General features: G+C 69.9%; 26 protein-coding genes. 21 read left to right on the top strand and 5 right to left on the bottom strand.

The window, feature by feature from the left end; genetic code table 11:
* Positions 1–4: 4 nt before the first annotated feature.
* From F1C12_RS14705 to F1C12_RS14720, 4 genes are all read left to right on the top strand, one after another.
* On the top strand, positions 5–262 hold the full coding sequence (locus tag F1C12_RS14705) for a DUF4287 domain-containing protein (protein WP_185275666.1): 258 nt from the start codon (positions 5–7) through the stop codon (positions 260–262).
* 115 nt (positions 263–377) lie between these two features.
* Entirely contained in the window at positions 378–884 is a 507-nt protein-coding gene (locus tag F1C12_RS14710) for a hypothetical protein (protein ID WP_185275667.1), read from the top strand.
* Between the two features lie 138 nt (positions 885–1,022).
* Positions 1,023–1,622 (top strand): HdeD family acid-resistance protein, encoded by a 600-nt coding sequence (locus F1C12_RS14715; RefSeq protein ID WP_185275668.1) that lies wholly within the window; start codon positions 1,023–1,025, stop codon positions 1,620–1,622.
* Positions 1,619–1,993, top strand: coding sequence for a hypothetical protein (locus F1C12_RS14720; RefSeq protein WP_258045918.1), 375 nt, complete (start codon positions 1,619–1,621; stop codon positions 1,991–1,993). Before F1C12_RS14715 ends, F1C12_RS14720 begins: the two co-directional genes overlap by 4 nt.
* 102 nt (positions 1,994–2,095) lie before the next feature.
* Here F1C12_RS14720 and purB read toward each other — a convergent pair whose 3' ends face one another.
* Entirely contained in the window at positions 2,096–3,475 is a 1,380-nt protein-coding gene (purB, locus tag F1C12_RS14725) for an adenylosuccinate lyase (RefSeq protein ID WP_185275669.1), read from the bottom strand.
* Positions 3,476–3,536: 61 nt separating this feature from the next.
* Positions 3,537–3,926, bottom strand: coding sequence for a phage holin family protein (locus tag F1C12_RS14730; protein ID WP_185275670.1), 390 nt, complete (start codon positions 3,924–3,926; stop codon positions 3,537–3,539).
* 59 nt (positions 3,927–3,985) lie between these two features.
* Here F1C12_RS14730 and F1C12_RS14735 point away from each other — a divergent pair, with 59 nt between their 5' ends.
* The 15 genes from F1C12_RS14735 to F1C12_RS14805 all read left to right on the top strand — a co-directional run bounded on the left by F1C12_RS14735 (position 3,986) and on the right by F1C12_RS14805 (position 16,986).
* Complete coding sequence (locus tag F1C12_RS14735; RefSeq protein ID WP_258045919.1) at positions 3,986–4,477, top strand: hypothetical protein; 492 nt, start codon at positions 3,986–3,988, stop codon at positions 4,475–4,477.
* Positions 4,478–4,522: 45 nt separating this feature from the next.
* Entirely contained in the window at positions 4,523–5,632 is a 1,110-nt protein-coding gene (locus F1C12_RS14740; RefSeq protein ID WP_258045920.1) for a pyridoxal phosphate-dependent aminotransferase, read from the top strand.
* 4 nt (positions 5,633–5,636) lie between these two features.
* On the top strand, positions 5,637–6,776 hold the full coding sequence (locus F1C12_RS14745) for a thiamine pyrophosphate-dependent dehydrogenase E1 component subunit alpha (RefSeq protein WP_185275671.1): 1,140 nt from the start codon (positions 5,637–5,639) through the stop codon (positions 6,774–6,776).
* Positions 6,777–7,105: 329 nt separating this feature from the next.
* A complete protein-coding gene (locus F1C12_RS14750; RefSeq protein ID WP_185278983.1) occupies positions 7,106–8,071 on the top strand; it encodes an alpha-ketoacid dehydrogenase subunit beta in 966 nt (321 codons plus the stop codon).
* A gap of 27 nt (positions 8,072–8,098) precedes the next feature.
* A complete protein-coding gene (locus tag F1C12_RS14755; RefSeq protein WP_185275672.1) occupies positions 8,099–9,511 on the top strand; it encodes a dihydrolipoamide acetyltransferase family protein in 1,413 nt (470 codons plus the stop codon).
* A 75-nt stretch (positions 9,512–9,586) separates the two neighbouring features.
* Complete coding sequence (locus F1C12_RS14760) at positions 9,587–10,486, top strand: metal ABC transporter solute-binding protein, Zn/Mn family (protein WP_185275673.1); 900 nt, start codon at positions 9,587–9,589, stop codon at positions 10,484–10,486.
* Positions 10,483–11,343 (top strand): metal ABC transporter ATP-binding protein, encoded by an 861-nt coding sequence (locus F1C12_RS14765; protein ID WP_185275674.1) that lies wholly within the window; start codon positions 10,483–10,485, stop codon positions 11,341–11,343. The genes F1C12_RS14760 and F1C12_RS14765 overlap by 4 nt, the downstream gene beginning before the upstream one ends.
* Entirely contained in the window at positions 11,340–12,197 is an 858-nt protein-coding gene (locus F1C12_RS14770; RefSeq protein ID WP_185275675.1) for a metal ABC transporter permease, read from the top strand. The genes F1C12_RS14765 and F1C12_RS14770 overlap by 4 nt, the downstream gene beginning before the upstream one ends.
* A 9-nt stretch (positions 12,198–12,206) precedes the next feature.
* Positions 12,207–12,605 carry a Fur family transcriptional regulator gene (locus F1C12_RS14775; protein WP_185275676.1) on the top strand — a complete coding sequence of 133 codons (399 nt, stop codon included), beginning with the start codon at positions 12,207–12,209 and terminating at the stop codon, positions 12,603–12,605.
* Positions 12,606–12,628: 23 nt separating this feature from the next.
* Complete coding sequence (locus F1C12_RS14780) at positions 12,629–13,369, top strand: NYN domain-containing protein (protein ID WP_185275677.1); 741 nt, start codon at positions 12,629–12,631, stop codon at positions 13,367–13,369.
* A gap of 258 nt (positions 13,370–13,627) precedes the next feature.
* Positions 13,628–13,864, top strand: coding sequence for a 50S ribosomal protein L28 (gene rpmB, locus F1C12_RS14785; protein WP_047561095.1), 237 nt, complete (start codon positions 13,628–13,630; stop codon positions 13,862–13,864).
* 2 nt (positions 13,865–13,866) lie between these two features.
* Complete coding sequence (rpmG, locus tag F1C12_RS14790; protein WP_055922173.1) at positions 13,867–14,034, top strand: 50S ribosomal protein L33; 168 nt, start codon at positions 13,867–13,869, stop codon at positions 14,032–14,034.
* Positions 14,035–14,037: 3 nt separating this feature from the next.
* A complete protein-coding gene (gene rpsN, locus F1C12_RS14795) occupies positions 14,038–14,343 on the top strand; it encodes a 30S ribosomal protein S14 (RefSeq protein ID WP_185275678.1) in 306 nt (101 codons plus the stop codon).
* 257 nt (positions 14,344–14,600) lie between these two features.
* Entirely contained in the window at positions 14,601–14,885 is a 285-nt protein-coding gene (locus F1C12_RS14800) for an HU family DNA-binding protein (RefSeq protein ID WP_308457987.1), read from the top strand.
* A 127-nt stretch (positions 14,886–15,012) separates the two neighbouring features.
* A complete protein-coding gene (locus F1C12_RS14805) occupies positions 15,013–16,986 on the top strand; it encodes a cytochrome c oxidase assembly protein (protein ID WP_185275679.1) in 1,974 nt (657 codons plus the stop codon).
* A 73-nt stretch (positions 16,987–17,059) separates the two neighbouring features.
* Here the strand turns inward: F1C12_RS14805 and F1C12_RS14810 are convergent, their stop codons facing one another.
* The gene (locus F1C12_RS14810; RefSeq protein WP_185275680.1) at positions 17,060–18,100 is read right to left on the bottom strand and encodes a hypothetical protein; all 1,041 of its coding nucleotides are present in this window, start codon (positions 18,098–18,100) and stop codon (positions 17,060–17,062) included.
* A 92-nt stretch (positions 18,101–18,192) separates the two neighbouring features.
* Between F1C12_RS14810 and F1C12_RS14815 the strand changes: the two genes are divergently transcribed.
* Both F1C12_RS14815 and F1C12_RS14820 read left to right on the top strand, forming a co-directional pair.
* Positions 18,193–19,497: an ATP-dependent DNA helicase gene (locus tag F1C12_RS14815; protein WP_185275681.1), complete on the top strand. Its 1,305-nt coding sequence runs from the start codon at positions 18,193–18,195 to the stop codon at positions 19,495–19,497.
* A gap of 96 nt (positions 19,498–19,593) precedes the next feature.
* Positions 19,594–19,950 carry an FHA domain-containing protein gene (locus F1C12_RS14820; protein ID WP_185275682.1) on the top strand — a complete coding sequence of 119 codons (357 nt, stop codon included), beginning with the start codon at positions 19,594–19,596 and terminating at the stop codon, positions 19,948–19,950.
* Between the two features lie 63 nt (positions 19,951–20,013).
* On the opposite strand, the gene F1C12_RS14825 is transcribed toward F1C12_RS14820, so the two are convergent.
* A complete protein-coding gene (locus F1C12_RS14825) occupies positions 20,014–20,532 on the bottom strand; it encodes a hypothetical protein (RefSeq protein WP_258045921.1) in 519 nt (172 codons plus the stop codon).
* A 23-nt stretch (positions 20,533–20,555) separates the two neighbouring features.
* Positions 20,556–20,969, bottom strand: a complete 414-nt coding sequence (locus F1C12_RS14830; RefSeq protein ID WP_185275683.1) for a DUF4383 domain-containing protein — start codon at positions 20,967–20,969, stop codon at positions 20,556–20,558.
* Positions 20,970–21,004: the final 35 nt, after the last annotated feature.

Here is a 21,004-nt window from a genome sequence, read left to right on the forward strand (position 1 = left end):
CCGCATGACCCAGCATCGTGTCGTCGCGCCCGTGATCGCACCCGGCGAGAAGGTCATGGGGCCGCCGTCGTACTTCCCCAGCATCGAGAAGAACTACGGGCGGCCGGTCCAGGAGTGGCTGGACCTCGTCGTCGAGCGGCTGGACACCGGGGCGACGCACATGGAGGTCGTCGGCTGGCTGAAGTCCGAGTACGGGATGGGGCACGGGCACGCCAACGCGCTCGTCGGGTACGCGAAGGCCAAGCTGGCCGAAGGCGCCTGACCGGCGCGGACGCACGCGCAGCCGGGCCGGTCGATAGCGCGCGCATAGCGTTCTCCGAGCCCGGATCATCCTCAGGGAGGACGCGCACGCCCGCCGAACACCGTCAAATGGGAGGGTGAACACCATCCTCATCCCGTTGCTGCAGGGCGCAGGTCCCGTCGCGCTCGCGGTGGTGTCGTTCGCCCTCGCCTTCACCTGGCCCTCCTTGGTCGAGCCTGTCGCCCGGATGCGGTCCGAGCACGGGCGGCTTGCGGGCTTCTCCGGGGTCGGCGCACTCCTCCTGCTCGCGGCGACCATCGTGTACGTCGTGCCGGGCGTCCTGCTGAGCGATGACTTCGGGGCGGTCGTCGTCGCCCCGCTTGCCGTCACCTGGATCATCCTGGCGGTGGCGCTCGGCCTCCGCTCGCTGTTCCAGACCGGCGTCGCGCGCGTCGTCTCTGCGACCTTCTCGATCGTCACGGTCTTCGGGGCCGCGGCCGGCGTCCTCATCGCGCTGAGCTGGCACCACCCGATCAGCGCGACCGTGCTGCCGACCGGCGCGTTCGTGCTCGTCGTCGGCGCCATCGCCGGGATCGTCGCCTGGGCGCGTCCCGACGGCGACGACCTCGCCGTGGTGGCCTGACAGACGGCCGCTCTCCGCGCGCCGTCGCGCGGCCGATCTCTGAGGGTTCAGGAGCCAGGCGGAGGCCGCCGCGCGGCAAACGCGCAGGTAGCCCGCGACTAGACTGGGCAACGAAACCTGACTGAGAGAGGTCGCCGAGTGGCACCCGCCGTTCCCCAGAATCAGGGCGATCCGAACTCGAGCCGTTATTGGGTCGTCCCCGCCGTGCGCGCGATCGTCGCGCTCGCCGCGGCCGCCGTCGTCACCTTCACCCGCGACGCGCACACCCCGCAGTTCGGCCTCATCGTCTTCGGCGTCTTCGCGGTCGCGGACGGCCTCGCGACCAGCGTCCTCAGCCTCCTCTTCGCCTCGAAGGGGATCACCCGCACCCTCTTCGCCGTCCAGGGCTGCATCGGCATCCTCGCCGGTGCGCTCGCCATCGCCCTCAACACCAGCGGACTGGGCCTGTTCCTCTACGTCGTGACTGTGTGGGCCGCGCTCACCGGCATCCTCGAGCTCTACAGCGGCGTGCGCGAGCGCCGGAGCGACGCGGCGGCGCGCGACTGGCTCATCACCGGAGCGCTCACCGCGATCCTGGCGCTGGTGCTCCTGTTCGTCCCGGCCGACGCCGTGCTCGCCATCGGCCTGTTCGGCGCCTGGGCCGTGATCGTCGGTGTCTTCCAGGGCATCGGGGCGGCGTCCCTGCGATCGGCGGCCCGGACCGCCGCGACCGCACGCCGGACGGAGAGCGGATCGTGACCAAGCGCGACAAGAAAGACCCCAGCGTGACCAACAGCCTCCAGCCGACCCGCCGTGACCGCTTCCTCCCCGCCGAGCTGCTCGGCATCTCCGCGGGCCTGGGCGTGTTCGTCGGCCTCATCGTCCTCATCGCGACGCGCGAGTTCATCCTCGCCGGCGTCGCCCTCGGGATCGCGTTCATCCTGTCGCTCGTGCTGATGGCGCTGTTCGCCCTCGCCTTCAAGCCGAACGCGGCCGAGGTGGAGGACATCCACGAGCAGGATGTGGAGGCCCAGGAGAAGGCCGCCGGGCACCACGACGCCGCGAAGCCGGCCACCCCGGCCGAGCGCGACGAGCGCCGCGGCGAGGACGGGACGCCCCGGGGGCACTGAGCCCGCCGCTGGTGGTGGCCCTGCCGGGTGCTGAGCCCGCGGGCTGTGAGCCGCCGCGCGCGGAGGCCGCCGCGGATCCTCGACCCGCCGCGGCCCTGCCCGTCAGAGGCAGTCGACCAGCTCCGACGCGAGTCCGACATACCCCGCGGGCGTGAGCGCCAGCAGACGGTTCTTGGCCGCCTGACCGATCTCCAGTCCGTCGACGAACGCCGTCAGCGCCTCGTGGTCCACGCGCTTGCCGCGGGTCAGTTCCTTGAGCAGCGCGTACGGGTCCGAGATCGTGGAGCGGCCGGCAGTGACCTCCGCGCGGATCACCGTCTGGATGGCCTCCGCCAGCACCTCCCAATTGAGGTCGAGGTCGGTCGCGAGGGCGTCCCGGTCGAGGGAGATCTGGGCCAGGCCGCGCTGGATGTTGTCGAGTGCGAGGAGCGAGTGGCCGAGACCGACGCCGATGTTGCGCTGCGTGGTGGAGTCCGTCAGGTCGCGCTGCAGGCGGCTGGTCACCAGCGTGGACGCGAGCGAGTCGAGGACGGCGCTGGACAGCTCCAGGTTGGCCTCCGCGTTCTCGAAGCGGATCGGGTTGACCTTGTGCGGCATCGTCGAGGAGCCGGTCGCGCCGGGCTCCGGGGTCTGCCGGAAGTAGCCCATCGAGATGTACGTCCAGACGTCCGTGCACAGGTTGTGGAGGACGCGGTTGGCGTGCGAGATGCGGGAGTACAGCTCCGCCTGCCAGTCGTGCGACTCGATCTGCGTGGTCAGCGGGTTCCAGTCGAGGCCGAGGCTCTCCACGAACTCCTGGGAGATACGGGGCCAGTCGGCCTCCGGGTCTGCGACCAGGTGCGCGGCGAACGTGCCGGTCGCGCCGCTGAACTTGCCGAGGTACTCGGTGGCCTCCACTTGCTTCCGGATGCGGTCGAGGCGGTGCACGAAGACGGCGAGCTCCTTGCCCATGGTCGTCGGCGTCGCCGGCTGGCCGTGCGTGCGGGCGAGCATCGCGTCGCCGCGGTACTGCACCGCCTGTGCGCGCAGTTCGGCGATCACGGCGCGGAACGCGGGCAGCCAGACCTGGGCGACCGCGGCGCTGACGGTGAGCGCGTAGGAGAGGTTGTTGATGTCCTCGCTGGTCGCGGCGAAGTGGGTGAGCTCGGCGATGTGGTCGAGGCCGAGCGCGTGCAGGCGCTCGCGGACCAGGTATTCGACGGCCTTCACGTCGTGCTTGGTGGTGGCCTCCAGCTCGGCGAGCCGGTCGATCTCCGGCTGGCCGAAGTCGTCGGCCAGGGCGCGCAGCTGGCCGACCTGCTCGTCGGTGAGCGGGGAGGAGCCGAACATCCGGTGGCCGGTCAGGTAGATCAGCCACTCCACCTCGACCTGGACGCGCGCGCGATTGAGGCCGGCCTCCGACAGGTGGTCGCCGAGGCCGAGCACCGCGGACCGGTAGCGGCCGTCCAGAGGGCTGAGCGGCTGGGGAGGCAGGGCGGTCATGGGGCTCCTCGCGGGATCGGCGTGGTGGATTCGCCTCTATTCTCCCGCACTCGCCGCCGGGCTACGCGCGCCGGGTGAGCGGCCGGAAGATCAGGCCGATGAGCCACGCGATGATGCCGAGCACCAGCGCGCCGAGGACGCCCCACCAGAACCCGGCGACGTGGAGGCCGAAGCCCATCAGGCCGCTGATCCACGACACCAGGAGCAGCAGCAGCCCGTTCACGATGAACGAGATGAGCCCGAGCGTCAGGATGTAGAGCGGGAAGGCGACGATCCGGATCGCCGTGCCCACGATGGCGTTGACCACGCCGAAGATGAGCGCGATGAGCAGGTAGGTCAGGACGGTCGCCGTAGTGCCCGGTGCGTACGGGACGACGGTGACGCCGCTGACGATGAGCGTCGTGAGCCACAGGGCCAGCGCGTTGATGATCACCTTGAGCAGGAATCGCATGGCCACATCCTCCCAAACGGGAGGCGCGGGAGGTAAGGGCTCGCCGCTAGAGTCGGCGCGTGCTCAACGATGACGGCCAGGTCACACCGGGGTCTCTGCCCACTCAGTCCGGGAAGACGGCGTACCCGCCGCTGCAGTGGAGGCCGCTGCGGGTGATGCGTCCGTTGCACAAGTTCGCGTTCATCGCCGGGCTTCTCATTGTCTGGCCCACGGTGGTCCGTCTGGTGGGACTCGTCGTGTCTCCGACTGCGGTCGGCCTGATCAGCAACGTCCTCTGGCCGTTCGCGATCATCGCGCTCGCCAGGTCCTTCCGCGGGCCGGACGAGCCCATCGTCCCGCCGCGGCCATGGTGGCGCTTGACCGCCCGCCCGCCGGCCGGGTGGGTCCTGGGTGCGATCTACACTGCCGGCGAGCTGATCGGGCTGATCTTCCCTGTGCCCGGCTCGCACGACGTCGTCGCTGTCGTCGGCGAAGTCTGCGGCCTCTTCATCGGCCTCGCCTTCCTCAACTCCTCCATCCGCCTCACCCTCCAGCGCCGTCGCCTCCAATAGGGAGGAATGCTCCCGCGGGTATGCGCCCGCGACTAAGTTGGGTCTGTGACTGACGAAGACGCGCACGGCGTGCGGCTGCGGCCCGAGATCGTGGCGGTCCCCGCCTACAAGCAGGGGCGCCCGGCGCCGGCGGACGGTTACAAGCTGTCCAGCAACGAGAACCCCTATCCTCCGCTCCCCTCCGTCGTGGAGGCCGTGGCCGGGACGCTCAGCGAGCTCAACCGCTACCCCAACGCGGGCGGCGCCGATCTCCGTGAGCGGCTGGCCGAGCGGCACGGCGTGGAGGTCGACCAGGTGCACCTGGGCAGTGGCTCCGTCGCGCTGCTCGCGCAGCTCATCTCAGCTGCGGCCGGTGTCGGCGACGAGGTCGTCTACTCGTGGCGGTCGTTCGAGGCCTACCCGGGCCTGGTCACTGTGGCGGGCGCGACCAGTGTGCAGGTGCCGAACCGTCCGGACGGCGGGCACGACCTCCCGGCGATGGCGGCCGCAGTGACCGACCGCACGCGCGTCGCGATCGTCTGCACGCCCAACAACCCGACCGGCCCGGTCGTGACGGCGGCGGAGTTCGAGACGTTCATGGCGTCCGTCCCCCGCGACCTCCTCGTGCTGCTGGACGAGGCCTACTACGAGTTCGTCACGGACGACGCCTCGGTGGACGGCATCCCGCTGCTCTCGCGCTACCCCAACCTCGTGGTGCTGCGCACGTTCTCGAAGGCCTACGGCCTCGCCGCGCTCCGCATCGGCTACGCGGTCGGCCCGGCTGCCGTCCTGAACGCGGCACGCTCGGCGGCCATCCCGCTGTCGGTCACCGACGCCTCCCGGGTCGCGGCGCTCGCGTCCATCGACGCAGAGGACGAGCTCATGGAGCGGGTCGCCCGCATCGCCATGCGGCGCGACAAGCTGCGGAACGCGCTGATCGAGCAGGGCTGGAACGTCCCGGAGGCCAACGGCAATTTCGTCTGGCTGGTCACCGGCGAGGAGACCGCGGCCGCCAACGACGCGTTCTTCGATGCGGGGCTGACCGTGCGGGCGTTCCCGCCGGAGGGCATCCGGATCAGCATCGGGGAGCAGGAATCTGTGGACAAACTCCTGGAGGTCGCCGCCGATCTTGTGCGGAACCTACCAAATGGCCACCCCGGCAAGCGGTTAGGTTAGAACGGTGGTTGCGACGAACGATACCCCGCGCCCGGCGAACACCGTCCAGCTGCTGACCGCAGACGGCCGGTTCCAGCCGAGCGACCCGGCCGGCGAGTACCTCCCCTACCTCGAGCGACTCGGCGAGGAGGACTACCGCACCTTCTACCGCGACATGGTCCGCGTGCGTGCCGTCGACAACGAGGGGGCCAACCTCCAGCGCCAGGGCCAGCTCGGCCTGTGGGTGCCGAGCCGCGGCCAGGAGGGCGCCCAGGTCGGCTCCGCCCGCGCGGCCAAGCCGCAGGACAACCTGTTCCCGTCGTACCGCGAGCACGTGGTCGGCATGATCCGCGGCATAGACCCGGTCGGCATCATGGGCCTGCTGCGCGGCACCACGCACGGCGGCTGGGACCCGACCGACCCTGCGGTGAACGGCTTCCACCTCTACACACTGGTCATCGGCTCGCACACGCTGCACGCGACCGGCTACGCGATGGGCGTCAAGCTCGACGGCAAGGTCGGCACCGGGAACCCGGACGCGGACGAGGCCGTGATCGCCTACTTCGGCGACGGAGCGACCAGCCAGGGCGACGTCAGCGAGGCGTTCGTCTTCGCCGCCAGTTACCAGACCCCGCAGGTCTTCTTCCTGCAGAACAACCACTGGGCCATCTCCGTGCCGGTGACCACTCAGTCGCGCACCCCGCTCTACCTGCGGTCGAGCGGCTTCGGCATCCCGGGCGTGCAGCTCGACGGCAACGACGTGCTCGCCGCCTACGCGGTGACCGCGAAGCACCTCGACGACGCGCGCAACGGCGAAGGCCCCAGCATGATCGAGGCGCTCACGTACCGGATGGGCGCGCACACGTCGAGCGACGACCCCACCAAGTACCGCACCGACGACGAGGTTGCGTACTGGGCAGAGCGCGACCCGATCCTGCGGTTCCGGGCCTTCCTGGAGAACCAGGGCGTCGGCCAGGCGTTCTTCGACGCGGCGCAGGAGGAGGCGGCCGACCTGGCAGCCGATGTGCGCCGCCGCACGCTGGCGCTGGACGTCCCGCCGATCGAGAGCATGTTCGACAACGTCTACAGTGAGCCCCATCCCGTGATGGACGAGCAGCGGCGCTGGCTGCAGGAGTACGAAGCGTCGTTCGGAGGTGACGCATGAGCGACCTGAGAGGCGAGACCGGATACGTGGAGGCCGAGCTGATGGAGGACGAGACGCCGGACGCCGCCAGCGCCGGGCACGACGAACCGTTCGACGACACGCAGGCCATCGATGTCGTCGAGATCGTGGAGAGCGAGCCCGGTTCCCTCGTGCTGGAGGAGCACGTGGCCGAGCAGGAGTGGACGCGCGAGTTCGTGGTCGAGAACGAGACGGTTCCGGAGCAGGCCGAGGCGATCGACGCCGAGTCGGAGGTCGGGGAGCCGCAGGCCACAGCTCTCGAGGCTGAGGCGCCCGCGCCTGCCGAGCCCGCCGGCCCGCGCATCCAGTCGATGCCGATGGTGAAGGCGCTCAACGCCGGCCTCCGCCGTGCGCTCGCCGCGGACCCGAAGGTCCTGCTCATGGGCGAGGACATCGGCCCGCTCGGCGGCGTCTTCCGCGTCACCGAGGGCCTGCAGGCCGAGTTCGGCGCGAAGCGCGTGCTCGACACTCCCCTCGCGGAGGCCGGGATCATCGGCTCGGCCATCGGCCTGGCGATGCGCGGCTACCGCCCGGTGGTGGAGATCCAGTTCAACGGCTTCGTCTTCCCCGGCTTCGACCAGATCACGACGCAGCTCGCCAAGCTGACCAACCGGCACGGCGGCGCGTTGTCGATGCCGGTCGTCATTCGCATCCCGCACGGCGGCCACATCGGCGCCGTCGAGCACCACCAGGAGGCGCCGGAGGCGTACTTCGCGCACACCGCCGGCCTGCGGATCGTCGCGCCCTCGACTCCGAACGACGCGTACTGGATGATCCAGGAGGCCATCGCCTCCGACGACCCGGTGATCTTCTTCGAGCCGATGAGCCGCTACTGGCCGAAGGGCGACGTCGACACCGAGGAGAACCCGGTGCCGCTGCACGCCAGCCGCGTGGTCTGCACCGGAACGGACGCGACGATCGTGGCGTGGGCGGGCATGGTGCCCGTCGCGCTGCGCGCCGCCGAGGTCGCCGCCGAGGAGGGCCGCAGCCTCGAGGTCGTCGACCTCCGCTCGCTCGCGCCCATCGACTACGCGCCCGTGCTCCAGTCGGTGCAGAAGACCGGGCGTCTCATCGTCGCGCAGGAGGCTCCCGGCACCGTGTCCGTCGCTTCCGAGGTCGCCGCGGTGGTCGCCGAGAAGGCGTTCTACTCGCTGGAGTCGCCCGTGCTCCGCGTCGCCGGCTTCGACACCCCGTTCCCGCCGGCGAAGCTGGAGGGCATCTACCTCCCCGACGCCGACCGCATCCTCGAAGCCGTCGACCGCGCGCTCGCCTACTGAGCCCGCGCCGAACGAAAGAAGCCGCACATGAGCGAGTCCCAGTTCCTGCTGCCCGACGTCGGCGAGGGTCTGACCGAGGCCGAGATCGTCTCGTGGAAGGTCGCGCCCGGTGAGCCGGTCGCGGTCAACCAGGTGATCGTGGAGATCGAGACGGCCAAGTCGCTCGTGGAGCTGCCGTCGCCGTTCGAGGGGACCGTCGGCGAGCTGCTGGTCTCCGAGGGCCAGACGGTGGAGGTCGGCACCCCGATCATCACCGTCACCGCCGGTGCGTCCGCTCCCGCCGCCCCGGCCGAGCCGGTCAGCGAGGTGGCGGAGGCCGAGGCCGACGCCGCGCAGAGCGTGTCGCACGAGGCGGACGAGCCGAAGGCGGGCGCCGTGCTCGTCGGGTACGGCGCCGCGGGTCACGGGACCAGCCGCCGTCGCCGGGTGACGCACCCGGGCACCGCGGCCATCCCGGTGACGTTCACGCCGGCAGCGCCTGCCGCTGCTGCGACTCCTGCGCCTGCCGCCTCCCCCGCCCCGGCGCCCGCCGTCGCTCCTACCTCGTCCGCCCCGGCCGGCGCCTCCCCCGTCGGCAGCGCCCCGGTGATCGCCAAGCCCCCGATCCGCAAGCTGGCGAAGGACCTCGGCGTCGACCTCGCGCTCGTCACCCCCACCGGCCCGATCGGCGACATCACCCGGGAGGACGTGCTCCGGGAGGCCACCCAGGCGAGCGTGTTCCGCAACATCCAGACCCCCGCCTGGCCGGACGACCGCGAGGACCGCATCCCGGTCAAGGGCGTGCGCAAGGCGATCGCGAACGCGATGACCACCAGCGCGTTCAGCGCCCCGCACGTCAGCCTGTTCGTGGACGTCGACGCCTCGCGCACGATGGAGTTCGTCAAGCGCCTCAAGACCTCGCCCGACTTCGTCGGAGTCAAGGTGTCGCCCCTGCTCATCGTGGCGAAGGCGATCATCTGGGCCGTGCGCCGCAACCCCACCGTGAACTCCACGTGGACCGACGAGGAGATCATCGTCCGGCATTATGTGAACCTCGGCATCGCCGCCGCGACGCCGCGCGGGCTCATCGTCCCGAACGTCAAGGAGGCGCAGGGCATGTCTCTGCTCGAGCTCGCCAAGGCGCTCGAGGAGCTGACCCTGGTCGCGCGCGAGGGCAAGACTCCCCCGTCCGACATGGCCGGCGGCACGATCACCATCACGAACATCGGCGTGTTCGGGATGGACACCGGCACGCCGATCCTGAACCCGGGCGAGGTCGGCATCGTCGCGCTCGGCACGATCAAGCAGAAGCCGTGGGTCGTCGACGGCGAGGTGCGCCCGCGCTACGTCACGACCGTGGGCGCCTCGTTCGACCACCGCGTGGTGGACGGGGATGTCGCCTCGCGGTTCCTGGCCGATGTGGCCTCCATCATCGAGGAGCCCGCGCTGCTGCTGGACTGATCGTGTAGTTGATTTTGACAATCGTTCTCAATTAGGGATACATTCGTGGGACACCCACGAATTAGACAGGTCCCCATGCAGAAGCGTTCCGTCTTCGCCCTCGCCCTGGCCGCCGCGACCGTCGCCGCGCTGACCGGCTGCTCGGCCGGCTCCTCCGCCGACGACGGCAAGGTCCGCGTCGTCGCCAGCACCAACGTCTACGGCGACATCGCCTCCACCATCGCCGGCAGCGCAGTCGAGGTCACCTCCCTCATGTCCGACCCCGCCCAGGATCCGCACTCGTTCGAGGCGAGCGCGCAGAGCCAGCTCGCGGTCTCCAAGGCAGACATCCTCATCGAGAACGGCGGTGGATACGACGACTTCATGGACACCCTCCGCACGGGTTCGAAGAACACGAAGGCCACTGTGCTGAACGTAGTCGACATCTCGGGCAAGAAGGCCGCGGGCGGCGACCTCAACGAACACGTCTGGTACGACTTCCCCACCGTGCAGAAGTTCACGACAGCCCTGACCGACGCGCTGTCGAAGGCCGACCCGGCGCAGAAGGCCACCTTCGCCAAGAACGCCGCGGCCTTCTCCGGCAAGCTCGCCGCCCTCCAGAACCGGGAGGCCGAGCTGAAGTCGAAGTACGCGGGCGAGGGTGTCGCGATCACGGAGCCCGTTCCGCTCTACCTGCTGGAGGCCAGCGGGCTGGTCAACAAGACGCCCGCGAAGTTCAGCGCGGCGATCGAGGAGGGCACGGACGTGTCCCCGCTCGTGCTACAGCAGACGCTCGCGCTGTTCAGCGGTCACCAGGTGAAGCTGCTCGCGTACAACGAGCAGACCAGCGGGCCGGAGACCGCGCGTGTCCAGGCAGCGGCTGCGGCCGCAGGCATCCCCGTCGTGCCGGTCACCGAGACCCTGCCGAAGGGCAAGGACTACGTTGGCTGGATGAACGCGAACATCGACGCCGTCGGAGCGGCGCTGGCCAAGTGAGCGAGCCGATCGAGCGCGTGGCCGCGCCGGCCGAGCGCGATGTCGTGCTCAGCCTCCGCGACGCCGCCCTCGGGTTCGGCGACCGCACGCTGTGGAGCGGACTCGACCTGGATGTCCACGCCGGCGAGTTCGTCGCGGTGCTCGGGCCGAACGGCTCCGGCAAGACCAGCCTCCTGAAGACGATCCTCGGCCAGCAGTCGCTGGACTCCGGCAGCATCGTGCTCGACGGCCACGCGGTCCGCCGCGGGGATCGGCGCATCGGGTACATCCCGCAGCAGAAGCTCATCCCGGCCGGCACACCGATGCGCGCCCGCGACCTCGTCGCGCTCGGCGTCAACGGGCACCGCTGGGGCCTCCCGATCCCGAACCGCGCCGACCGCGCGCAGGTGGAGCAGCTGATCGACTCCGTCGGCGCCCGCCGCTACGCGGACACCGCGGTCGGCTCGCTGTCCGGCGGCGAGCAGCAGCGACTGCGGGTCGCGCAGGCGCTCGCCGGCGATCCGACCCTGCTGCTGTGCGACGAGCCGCTGCTGTCGCTCGACCTCCAGCACCAGCGCGGGGTGAGCGAGCTCATCGACCGCCGCAGGCGCGAGCACGGCAGCGCCGTCGTCTTCGTCACGCACGACGTGAATCCGGTGCTCGGGATGGTCGATCGCGTCCTCTACCTGGCCGGCGGCCGGTTCCGCACTGGAACACCGGACGAGGTGCTGCGCAGCGACGTGCTCACCGACCTGTACGGGACGCCAGTGGACGTCATCCGGAGCCGCGGGCGCATCGTCGTCGTCGGCATCCCGGACGCGGAGACCCACTCGCACCACGACCACACCCGCAGCGCGCACCCGGAGCCGGCGGCATGAACGATCTCTGGTCGCAACTCTTCAACTTCACCGACTACGGCGAGCTGCTGGCGCTGGTGCGCAACTCGATCTTCGCGGGCGCGGTGCTGGGCGTCGTGGGCGGTCTGATCGGCGTCTTCGTGATGCAGCGGGACATGGCGTTCGCGGTGCACGGGATCAGCGAGCTCTCGTTCGCGGGAGCGGCGGTGGCGCTGCTGTTCGGCGTGAACGTGGTCGCCGGGTCGCTCGTCGGCTCGCTGATCGCGGCCATCCTGATCGGCCTGCTCGGGGCGAAGGCGCGGGACCGCAACTCGATCATCGCGGTGCTGATGCCGTTCGGCTTGGGTCTCGGGATCCTGGCGCTCGCGCTCTATCCCGGGCGCAGCGCCAACAAATTCGGCCTCCTCACCGGCCAGATCGTCTCGGTCGACGACCCCCAGCTCGGCTCGCTGCTCGTCATCGGCGCGATCGTGCTGATCGCCCTCCTGCTGATGTGGCGCCCGCTCATGTTCGACAGCCTGGACGCCGACGTGGCGGCCTCCCGCGGCGTCCCGACCCGCTTCGTCGCGCTCGCCTTCATGGTGCTGCTGGGCCTCGCGGTCGCGGTGTCGGTGCAGATCGTCGGCGCCCTCCTGGTGCTGTCGCTGCTGGTGACGCCCGCCGCGGCGGCGATGCGCATCTCGTCCTCGCCGCTGGCCGTGCCGCTGCTGAGCGTGGGCTTCGCCCTCCTCTCGGTGGTCGGCGGCATCCTCCTGGCGCTCGGCAGCTCCCTGCCGATCAGCCCGTACGTGACGACGATCTCGTTCCTGATCTACGTGGTCTGCCGGCTCGTGGGCGCCCGGGGTTCCCGGCGACTCGTGAGCCAGAGAGGCTAGCCTGGAACAGTGAAGCGCAACACCTGGCAGCGGGAGGCCGTCCGCGAGGCCCTGTCCTCGACGGAGGGCTTCATCAGCGCGCAGGGACTCCACCTGACGCTGCACGAGACGGGCTCCCCGATCGGCCTCGCGACGGTCTACCGCGCGCTCGCCGACCTGGCGGCGGAAGGCGATGCGGACTCCCTGCAGTCGCCGGAGGGCGAGAGCCTCTACCGCGCGTGCACCACCGGCCACCACCACCACCTGATCTGCCGCAAGTGCGGCCTGACGGTGGAGATCGAGGCGGACGAGGTCGAGCAGTGGGCGCGCGCGGCGGCAGCGTCGCACGGGTTCACGCAGGCGCAGCATGTGGTGGACGTGTTCGGGCTGTGCGCGGGGTGCACGGCGAAGGCGGCTGCGGAAGCCTGAAATGTAACCACTAGGATCGACAGATGCGTGTCGGTGTCTATGTGGACGGTTTCAATCTGTACTACGGCGCGCGGAAGCATTGCGGCCGCGGAACGCCGGGATGGCGGTGGCTCGACCTGCGAAAGCTGGTGGCGCCGCTCGCCAAGTGGAGCGACTCGGAGATCTCTCGCATCGTCTACTGCACGGCGAGGGTCGATGCGGCGGACAACGCGACGGGGAGCGTCGATCAGGCGATCTACCTCGAGGCGCTGAGCGAGGCGGGGAGCGTGGATGTCATCGCGGAGGGGCGGTACGTCTCGTGGGCGAAGCGAGAGCCTTTGGTCAACGAGGTGGTGGGAACGTTCCGGCCGTCGGTCTACGTGCACTCGGATGAGACGTGGGACGCGCGACTGCCGTTGCGCACTACTCCGATGTCGCCGGAGCAGGCGTCGAGCGCAGTGATGGCGACGGTTCGGAAGCGCGAGGAGAAAGGGTCTGACGTCAATGTGGCGTCGCATCTTCTCTTCGACGTCCTGGTCGGGGTGGTCGACGCCGCCATCGTCGTCACCAACGACTCCGATCTGGAACTGCCGTTGCGCATGGCGCGCAGCCATGTTCCGGTTGGGACGGTGAATCCGTCGACCAATCCGACGGCCGGCGCCCTGAAAGGCCGGCACGACGATGGGGTCGGGCGGCACTGGTGGCGACGATTGACGGCTGAGGACTACCGCGCGGCGCAGTTCCCGGATGCTATCGGACACCTGAGGAAGCCGGTCGGCTGGTGAGTGCGGGCAAAGAAAAGACCCGCCCTCACGTGGAGGAGCGGGTTGGCATCTAAAGTATACATGGGAATCCGGCCGCGGGAAGCGCCACCGCGATTTGTCCCCACGCACCCCCGTGCCGTACCATAGATCTTTGGCTGAGTGGGCTCCTCCCACTCCGTTAGCCGTGTACGAAACCCCACACCTGAAAACGTGGGAAGTCGTGCGCCGACAAGTGACCTTGGGTGATGCGGACGCATCACGGTATTGGAGAAGAAAGCAATGGCAGCAGTGTGCCAGGTGACAGGAGCCACCCCCGGCTTCGGTCACAACATCTCGCACTCGCACCGTCGCACGAAGCGCCGGTTCGACCCGAACATCCAGAAGAAGACGTACTACGTTCCGTCTCTTCGTCGTAACGTCACCCTGACGCTGAGCGCCAAGGGCATCAAGGTCATCGACGCCCGTGGCATCGAGTCCGTGGTGAAGGACCTCCTGGCCCGTGGGGAGAAGATCTAACAATGGCGAAGCAGCAGGACATTCGTCCGATCATCAAGCTCCGTTCGACGGCGGGCACCGGTTACACCTACGTGACCAAGAAGAACCGTCGCAACGACCCCGACCGTCTCGTGCTCAAGAAGTACGACCCCATCGTGCGCAAGCACGTCGACTTCCGAGAGGAGCGCTAAACAATGGCCAAGACGTCCAAGATCGCCAAGAACGAGCAGCGCAAGGTCATCGTCGAGCGCTACGCCGCAAAGCGCGCCGAGCTGAAGAAGCAGCTCGTCGACCCGAACGGCACCGACGAGTCGCGTGAGGCCGCCCGCGTCGGCCTGCAGAAGCTCCCCCGCGACGCCTCCCCCATCCGCGTGCGCAACCGCGACGCGGTGGACGGCCGTCCCCGCGGAAACCTCAGCAAGTTCGGCATCTCGCGTGTCCGCTTCCGCGACATGGCGCACCGAGGCGAGCTGCCCGGCATCACCAAGTCGAGCTGGTAAGACCCAGCGTCGGCTGCTGACACAGCAGCGCACGACACCCTTTGGAGGGGCGTCCGGCATCGGCCGGGCGCCCCTTCGTCGTCCCCGGGCCTGGACACGCCCTGGCAACAGGCGAAAAATCCGCGAGAATCCGCGAGATTCGGGGGGATTCTGATACATTCGAGGCGGTCAACCGACCAAACGTTACGGCCCCCTGTGGCCTCAACCGTTCCACAAGACAGCTGAACTACCAGCACAAGGTCCGAGGAGGACACTCAATGGCTGACAACCTGAACAAGACCGAGCTCGTTGCTGCCGTCGCCGCGGCGTCGGGTCAGAGCCAGGCCACCGTCTCGAGCGTCGTCGACGCGTTCTTCGCCACGATCAGCGAGACCGTCAAGGGTGGCGGCAAGGTCACCATCCCGGGCTGGCTCGCCGCCGAGCGCACCGAGACCGCCGCTCGCACCGGCCGCAACCCGCAGACCGGCGCGGAGATCTCGATCCCGGCCGGCCACCGCGTCAAGCTGACCGCTGGCTCGAAGCTCAAGGCTGCCGTCAAGTAACAGCCTGCACAGGCTCCACGGGGCGGCGTCGCGAACAGCGGCGCCGCCCCCGTTCCGTTATGCCGACAGGGATCGGCGGCCCTGCGCTGTGGGCAGGCATCCAGCAGCGGAGACGTAGGCTTGACGGGTGCCCAGACTTCTCCGCGTGATCGGACCCGCCGTGCTCCTGGCGGCCGCTCTCGTCTCCGTCGTCGCGGCGCTCGCCTTCGGCGGAGGGGCCGCAGCGCCCCTGCTGCTCGACCCCGGGGCGCTGGTGCGCTGGGGCCTCCCGATCTCGACCCTCGTCGTCAACCTCAGCCTCTCCGGCACCGTGGGCGCCCTGGTCCTCGCCTGCTTCGCCTTCAGGGCGGACAAGGACGAGTACGGCACCGCCCTCGACTTCGCCGCCGCGTGCGCGGCGATCATGACCGTCGCCTCCGCGATCACCGGCCTGTTCACCTTCGTCAGCGTCGCCAACGTGCCGTGGTCGCTCGACCAGACCTTCACCAACGGGCTGAGCTCGTTCATCACCAGCGTGTCGCTCGGGCAGGCGTGGCTCGGCATCACGCTGATCGCCGCGGCCGTCACCGTGCTGTGCTTCGCGGTGCGCAACCAGACGGCGATCGTCTTCGTCACGCTGCTGGCGATGGCCGCTGTCGTGCCCATGGCGCAGCAGGGCCACAGCTCCGAGGCGGCGGGCCACGACGCCGCGGTGACCTCCTTCGGCCTGCACGTGCTGTTCGCCGCGATCTGGCTGGGCGGCCTCCTCACCCTCATCGTCATCAAGCGGACCCTCGGCGACGGCCGGCTGGTGACGGTGCTGGAGCGGTACTCCAGCATCGCGCTGATCTGCTTCATCGTCGTGGCGACGTCGGGCTACGTGAACGCCGAGCTGCGCGTCGGGACGCTGGCCGAGCTCGCGACGCCGTACGGCATCCTGGTGCTGGTCAAGGTCGCCGCGCTCGTCGTGCTCGGGCTGTTCGGGCTCATGCAGCGCCGGGTCCTCATCGACCGGCTGAAGCGGCTCGGCGAAGGCCGGACGTTCTGGTGGATCGTGACCGCCGAGCTGGCCTTCATGGGCGTCGCGTCCGGTGTGGCCGCGGCGCTCGCCCGCACGGTGACCCCGGTGCCCCAGACCCGGGCCGCGACGCCGACGCCGGCGGAGATACTCACCGGCGAAAAGCTCCCCCCTGAGCTCACCTGGGGCCGGCTGTTCACGACGTGGAACTTCGACCTCCTCTGGGTGCTCGGCTGCGGCTTCGCGCTGTTCTTCTACCTCGCCGGAGTGTGGAGGCTGCACAAGCGCGGCGACAAGTGGCCGATCTACCGCACGGTGCTCTGGGTGCTCGGCATCGCCCTGCTCTTCTACATCACCAACGGCGGCGTGAACGTCTACGAGAAGTACCTGTTCTCGGCGCACATGTCGGCGCACATGGTCCTGACCATGGCGGTGCCGCTGCTGCTCGTCCCCGGCGCGCCCGTGACGCTCGCCGCCCGGGCGATCCGCAAACGGCAGGACGGCACCCGCGGCGGACGCGAGTGGATTCTGCTCGCGGTGCACTCCCGGTTCGCCGCGATCATCTCCCACCCGCTCGTCGCCGCAGGGCTCTTCGCGGGCTCGCTGTGGGCGTTCTACTACACTCCGCTGATCCGCTGGGCGACGACCGACCACATCGGGCACGAGTGGATGGTCGTGCACTTCCTGATCACCGGCTACCTGTTCGTCCAGTCGCTGATCGGCATCGACCCGGTCAAGTACCGGCTGCCGTACCCGTTCCGGCTCCTGCTGCTGCTCGGCACCATGGCGTTCCACGCGTTCTTCGGGCTGTCGATCATGCAGATGAACGGCCTCCTGCTCGCCGACTGGTTCGGCGCGATGGGGCGGACGTGGGGCGCGACCCCGCTGGTCGACCAGCAGACCGGCGGTGGGATCGCGTGGAGCGTCGGCGAGATCCCGACGGTCATCCTGGCGATCGTGGTGGCGATCCAGTGGAGCCGCAGCGACGAGCGCGAGACGAAGCGGCAGGACCGCAACGCCGACCGCACGGGCGACGCCGAGCTCAAGGCGTACAACGAGCAGCTCGCGCGGCTCGCTGCGCGCGACGGGAGTGCGCAGCACTAGCGGCTCGCACATTCGTGACGAATCGCGGTTTTCACGAGGGCGAAGGCACGATTCGTGACGAATGTTGCGGAGGCTACTGGCCGACGACGATGTCGAGTGACCCGTCGGGGCGGATGGTCACGCTGGTGAGCGACACCGCGAACTTCTCGTCGGACTCGCGGTGCTCGACGCTGCCGTCGAAGATCGACTGGACCGTGACCGAGAGGTGGGCGATCCCGACCGCCTGCGACATCGTCCAGGAGCTCTCGCCGGGAACGAGGTGCACCTCGGGGTACTGCTTCATCGTCCAGGTCGGGACGCCCTGGACCCGGTCGTCGATGACGACGCCGAACGGGCAGCCCGCGGGCTGGAGGACCTGCTGCTTCGCGCACTCGTCCAGGAAGCCGTTCAGCTCCTTCTTCACGGCCGCGGTGAACGCGTCGTTCGGCTGCGCGTCGACCGTCGCGTCCACGGTGGCGGCCGGCGCGGGCGCGACGTCCACCGGAGCGGCCCGCGTGTACCGGTCGGAGTGGCCCAGCACGTAGAGCGACGGTGCGGGCACCAGATATCCAGCGCTCACGCTGAAGGCGCTCGCCGGCTGCGACGGATCGGCCGCCCGCGGGCTCACGGTGCGGCCGCCGACGGTGAAGGTCTGGGCGTGCGCGACGGTGATGTGCGCGACGCCGACGGGGGTGCGGGCGAACTCCCAGGTCGGCAGCAGGCCGAGGATCGCGCCGGTCTGGCGGACCTCGAACGCGGCGGTGAGCGGGTGGCCGTCGGCGACGACCCGCACGGTGACCGTGCGCCGTCCGCCCGGACCGGAGGTGTCGGAGAGGACGCGGGTGTCGCCGTAGCTCGGCAGGAGGTCGGAGCGCAGCAGCTCGGCGGAGGCGTTCGCGGGGAGTCCCGCCGCGGCGAGAGCCTGCTTCGTCGGTGCGGCCCCCGGCATGGCCAGCGCACCGGTCAGGTCGTGGGAGGCGAGCGCTCCGACGTACGCGGAGACGAAGCCCTCCGGGCTGTAGAACGCGCGCTGGACGGCGCCCAGCGCGGCGAGGAAGGCGGCGACGAGAAGGACGCCGACGCCCGTCCAGAGCAGCAGCGGGCGCAGCCCGCCGACTCTGCCGTCCCCACCCATAGCTGTCATCCTATGGGCCTGTGGATAAGCCGCCCTGGCGCTCCGCGCGGGGTTAGAGTAGTCCGGCAGGTCGCGCGAGGGAAGGGATCCGGATGGGCGGACTCTCGCTCTCGCCCGAGCAGCGGGCGGTGTTCGAGCTGATCGAGCACACGCACGACCACGTGTTCGTGACGGGCAGGGCCGGCACCGGCAAGTCCACGCTGCTCAACCACCTGTCGTGGAACACCGAGAAGTCGATCGTCATCGCCGCCCCGACCGGCGTCGCCGCGCTCAACGTCGGCGGTCAGACCATCCACTCGCTGTTCAAGCTGCCGATCGGGGTGATCGCGGACCACGACATCGACCAGACCAGCGAGCTGCGCAAGCTCCTCAACAGCATCGACACGCTCGTCATCGACGAGGTCTCGATGGTGAACGCCGATCTCATGGACGCGGTCGACCGCAGCCTCCGCCAGGCCAGGCAGCGGCCGAAGGAGGTGTTCGGCGGCGTCCAGATCGTGCTGTTCGGCGACCCGTACCAGCTCGCGCCCGTGCCGGGCGACCACGAGGAGCGCGCCTACTTCGCCGACACCTACCGCTCGATGTGGTTCTTCGACGCGAAGGTGTGGCGGGAGGCCGACCTCCAGATCGTGGAGCTGCTGCAGGTGCACCGGCAGCACGAGTCCGATTTCCGGTACATGCTCAACGCCGTCCGGCACGGGCAGGTGACGAAGGAGATCGCAGACCGGCTGAACGAGGTCGGGGCCCGGCCGGCGCCGCGGGACGGGACGATCACCCTCGCGACCCGCAACGACACCGTGAACCGCATCAACGCCCAGGCGCTGGAGCGCCTGCCCGGCCGCCCGCTGACAGCCAAAGCCGAGGTGAGCGGCGACTTCGGCGGCCGCAACTACCCGGCCGAGGAGGTGCTGGAGCTGAAGGTCGGCGCGCAGGTGATGTTCCTGCGCAACGACGTCGGCCAGGGCGACGGGCCGCGCTGGGTGAACGGCACGATCGGCACCGTGACGCGCATCGACTCCAACGTCTACGTGGAGGTCGACGGCCAGGTGCACGAGGTCGAGCCGGCGATCTGGGAGAAGTACCGCTACAGCTACTCCCCCGAGACCAAGAAGCTGACGAAGGACGTGGTCGCCGAGTTCACGCAGTTCCCGCTGCGGCTGGCGTGGGCGGTCACCATCCACAAGTCGCAGGGCAAGACCTACGACGCGGCGATCGTGGACCTCGGCACGCGCGCGTTCACGTCCGGGCAGACCTACGTCGCGCTCAGCAGGATCACCAGCCTGGAGGGCCTCTACCTGACCCGGCCGCTGCGGCCGAGCGACATCACGGTGGACCCGGACGTCGAGCGGTTCATGCGCGACGCCCGGTCGATGCGGGTCCCGGTCGCGGCCGAGTGACGCCCGCGGGCTCCTGGCCGATCCCTAGGGGGTGCGGCCCTCGTCATGGCATGCTGGGCGGGGCGCTTTCGGGTGCGCCGACGAGAGGAGACGCCGATGGCGGTCATGTTCGCCCTGGATCTGAGTGACGGGCAGCACGTCGAGACCTCCGGCAACGGTGTGATCGGGCGCAACCCGGCCTCCCACACCCCCGGGACGGAGATGGACGACCCCGCGCATGTCCAGCTCGTCACCGTGGCGGACGATGCCAAGTCGGTCTCCCGCGCGCACCTCGCGTTCGGGCAATACGACGGGATCTTCTGGGTGATGGACCTCGGCTCCGCGAACGGCACCACCATCACCTACCCGGGCGAGGGCACCTTCGCGTGCGACCCGAACACGCGGCACGAAGTCGATCCCGGGTCGATCGTGCGGTTCGGGAACGCGTCGTTCGCGCTGAGCCGCCGGAGCTGAGCCGCCAGGTGAGCCGCCGGAGCTGAGCCGCCGGAGCTGAGCCGCTGAGGCCCGGCAGCGCGCTCAGTGGTGGTGGTGCACCGTCACCGCGGCCACTCCGGCGTCGGTCGCGCCGAGCGCCGGGATGGTCACCGCGCAGACGGCGCACGCGCTGAGCGCGAGCACCGTGACGAACCGCAGCGCGCCGCTCCCCGGGCGCGCGGGCCGGCCGCGCCGCAGCACGACCGCGGCGACCGCCGCGACGGCGACGTCGAGCAGCGATGCCACGCCCATCGGCAGGAAGGGAAGCGTGAGCACCGTGCCCGACGTCGCCGTGGCGCCGGCCGTGGCGAGCGCGGCCCAGATCCCGAGCGGCGCCAGAGCCAGCGCCGGGATCAGGCCGAACAGGGGAGGCCGCTCGCGGGCCAGCGTGAGCACCGCCCAGGTCAGCTCGGTGGCGGCGACCGCCACGAGCAGCGCGAGCAGCGCGGGAGGTGCGCTGGGGGCCAGTGCCGCGTGAAGCAGCCCGGCCCCCAGCGCGGCCACGGCGAGGAATGCCCTGGTCGCCGGGGCGACCGGGGCTGACCCCTTCATCCTGCTCATGGGAAGCGCCGTGGCCCAGCCGGTCAGACGGTCGCCGAAGTGGCGCGCACAGTCCGCTCGGCGCCGAGACCGACACCGAGGAGCACGATCGCGCTCACCAAGTGGAGGAAGTGGTCGGGAGTGTTCAGCGCCAGGATGTTGGCGCCGGTGCCCACGAGGAAGAAGCCGACGATGCCGAGGAGCAGGTAGACCGCCCCGACGGTGATGTTGACGGCCTTCGCCGCCGCGAGCCTGGTGAGGCCGGCGATGAGCAGCGCCGCGCCGATCAGCAGGTGGGCGACGTTGTGCAGCGGGTTGACCTCGAAGATGCCGAGGATCAGACCGCCCTGGGTGGCCACGAAGCCGACGCCGCCGGTGAAGGCGAAGCCGAGCAAGCCGACGAGCAGGTAGACCGCGCCGAAGATGGTGGCGACGAGGCGGTTCGGTGATGTGCGCATGTGTCGTTCCTCCTTGGAAGACGGCGCGCGGCGTG

This window comes from Leifsonia shinshuensis (assembly GCF_014217625.1).
Classification (GTDB): domain Bacteria; phylum Actinomycetota; class Actinomycetes; order Actinomycetales; family Microbacteriaceae; genus Leifsonia; species Leifsonia shinshuensis_A.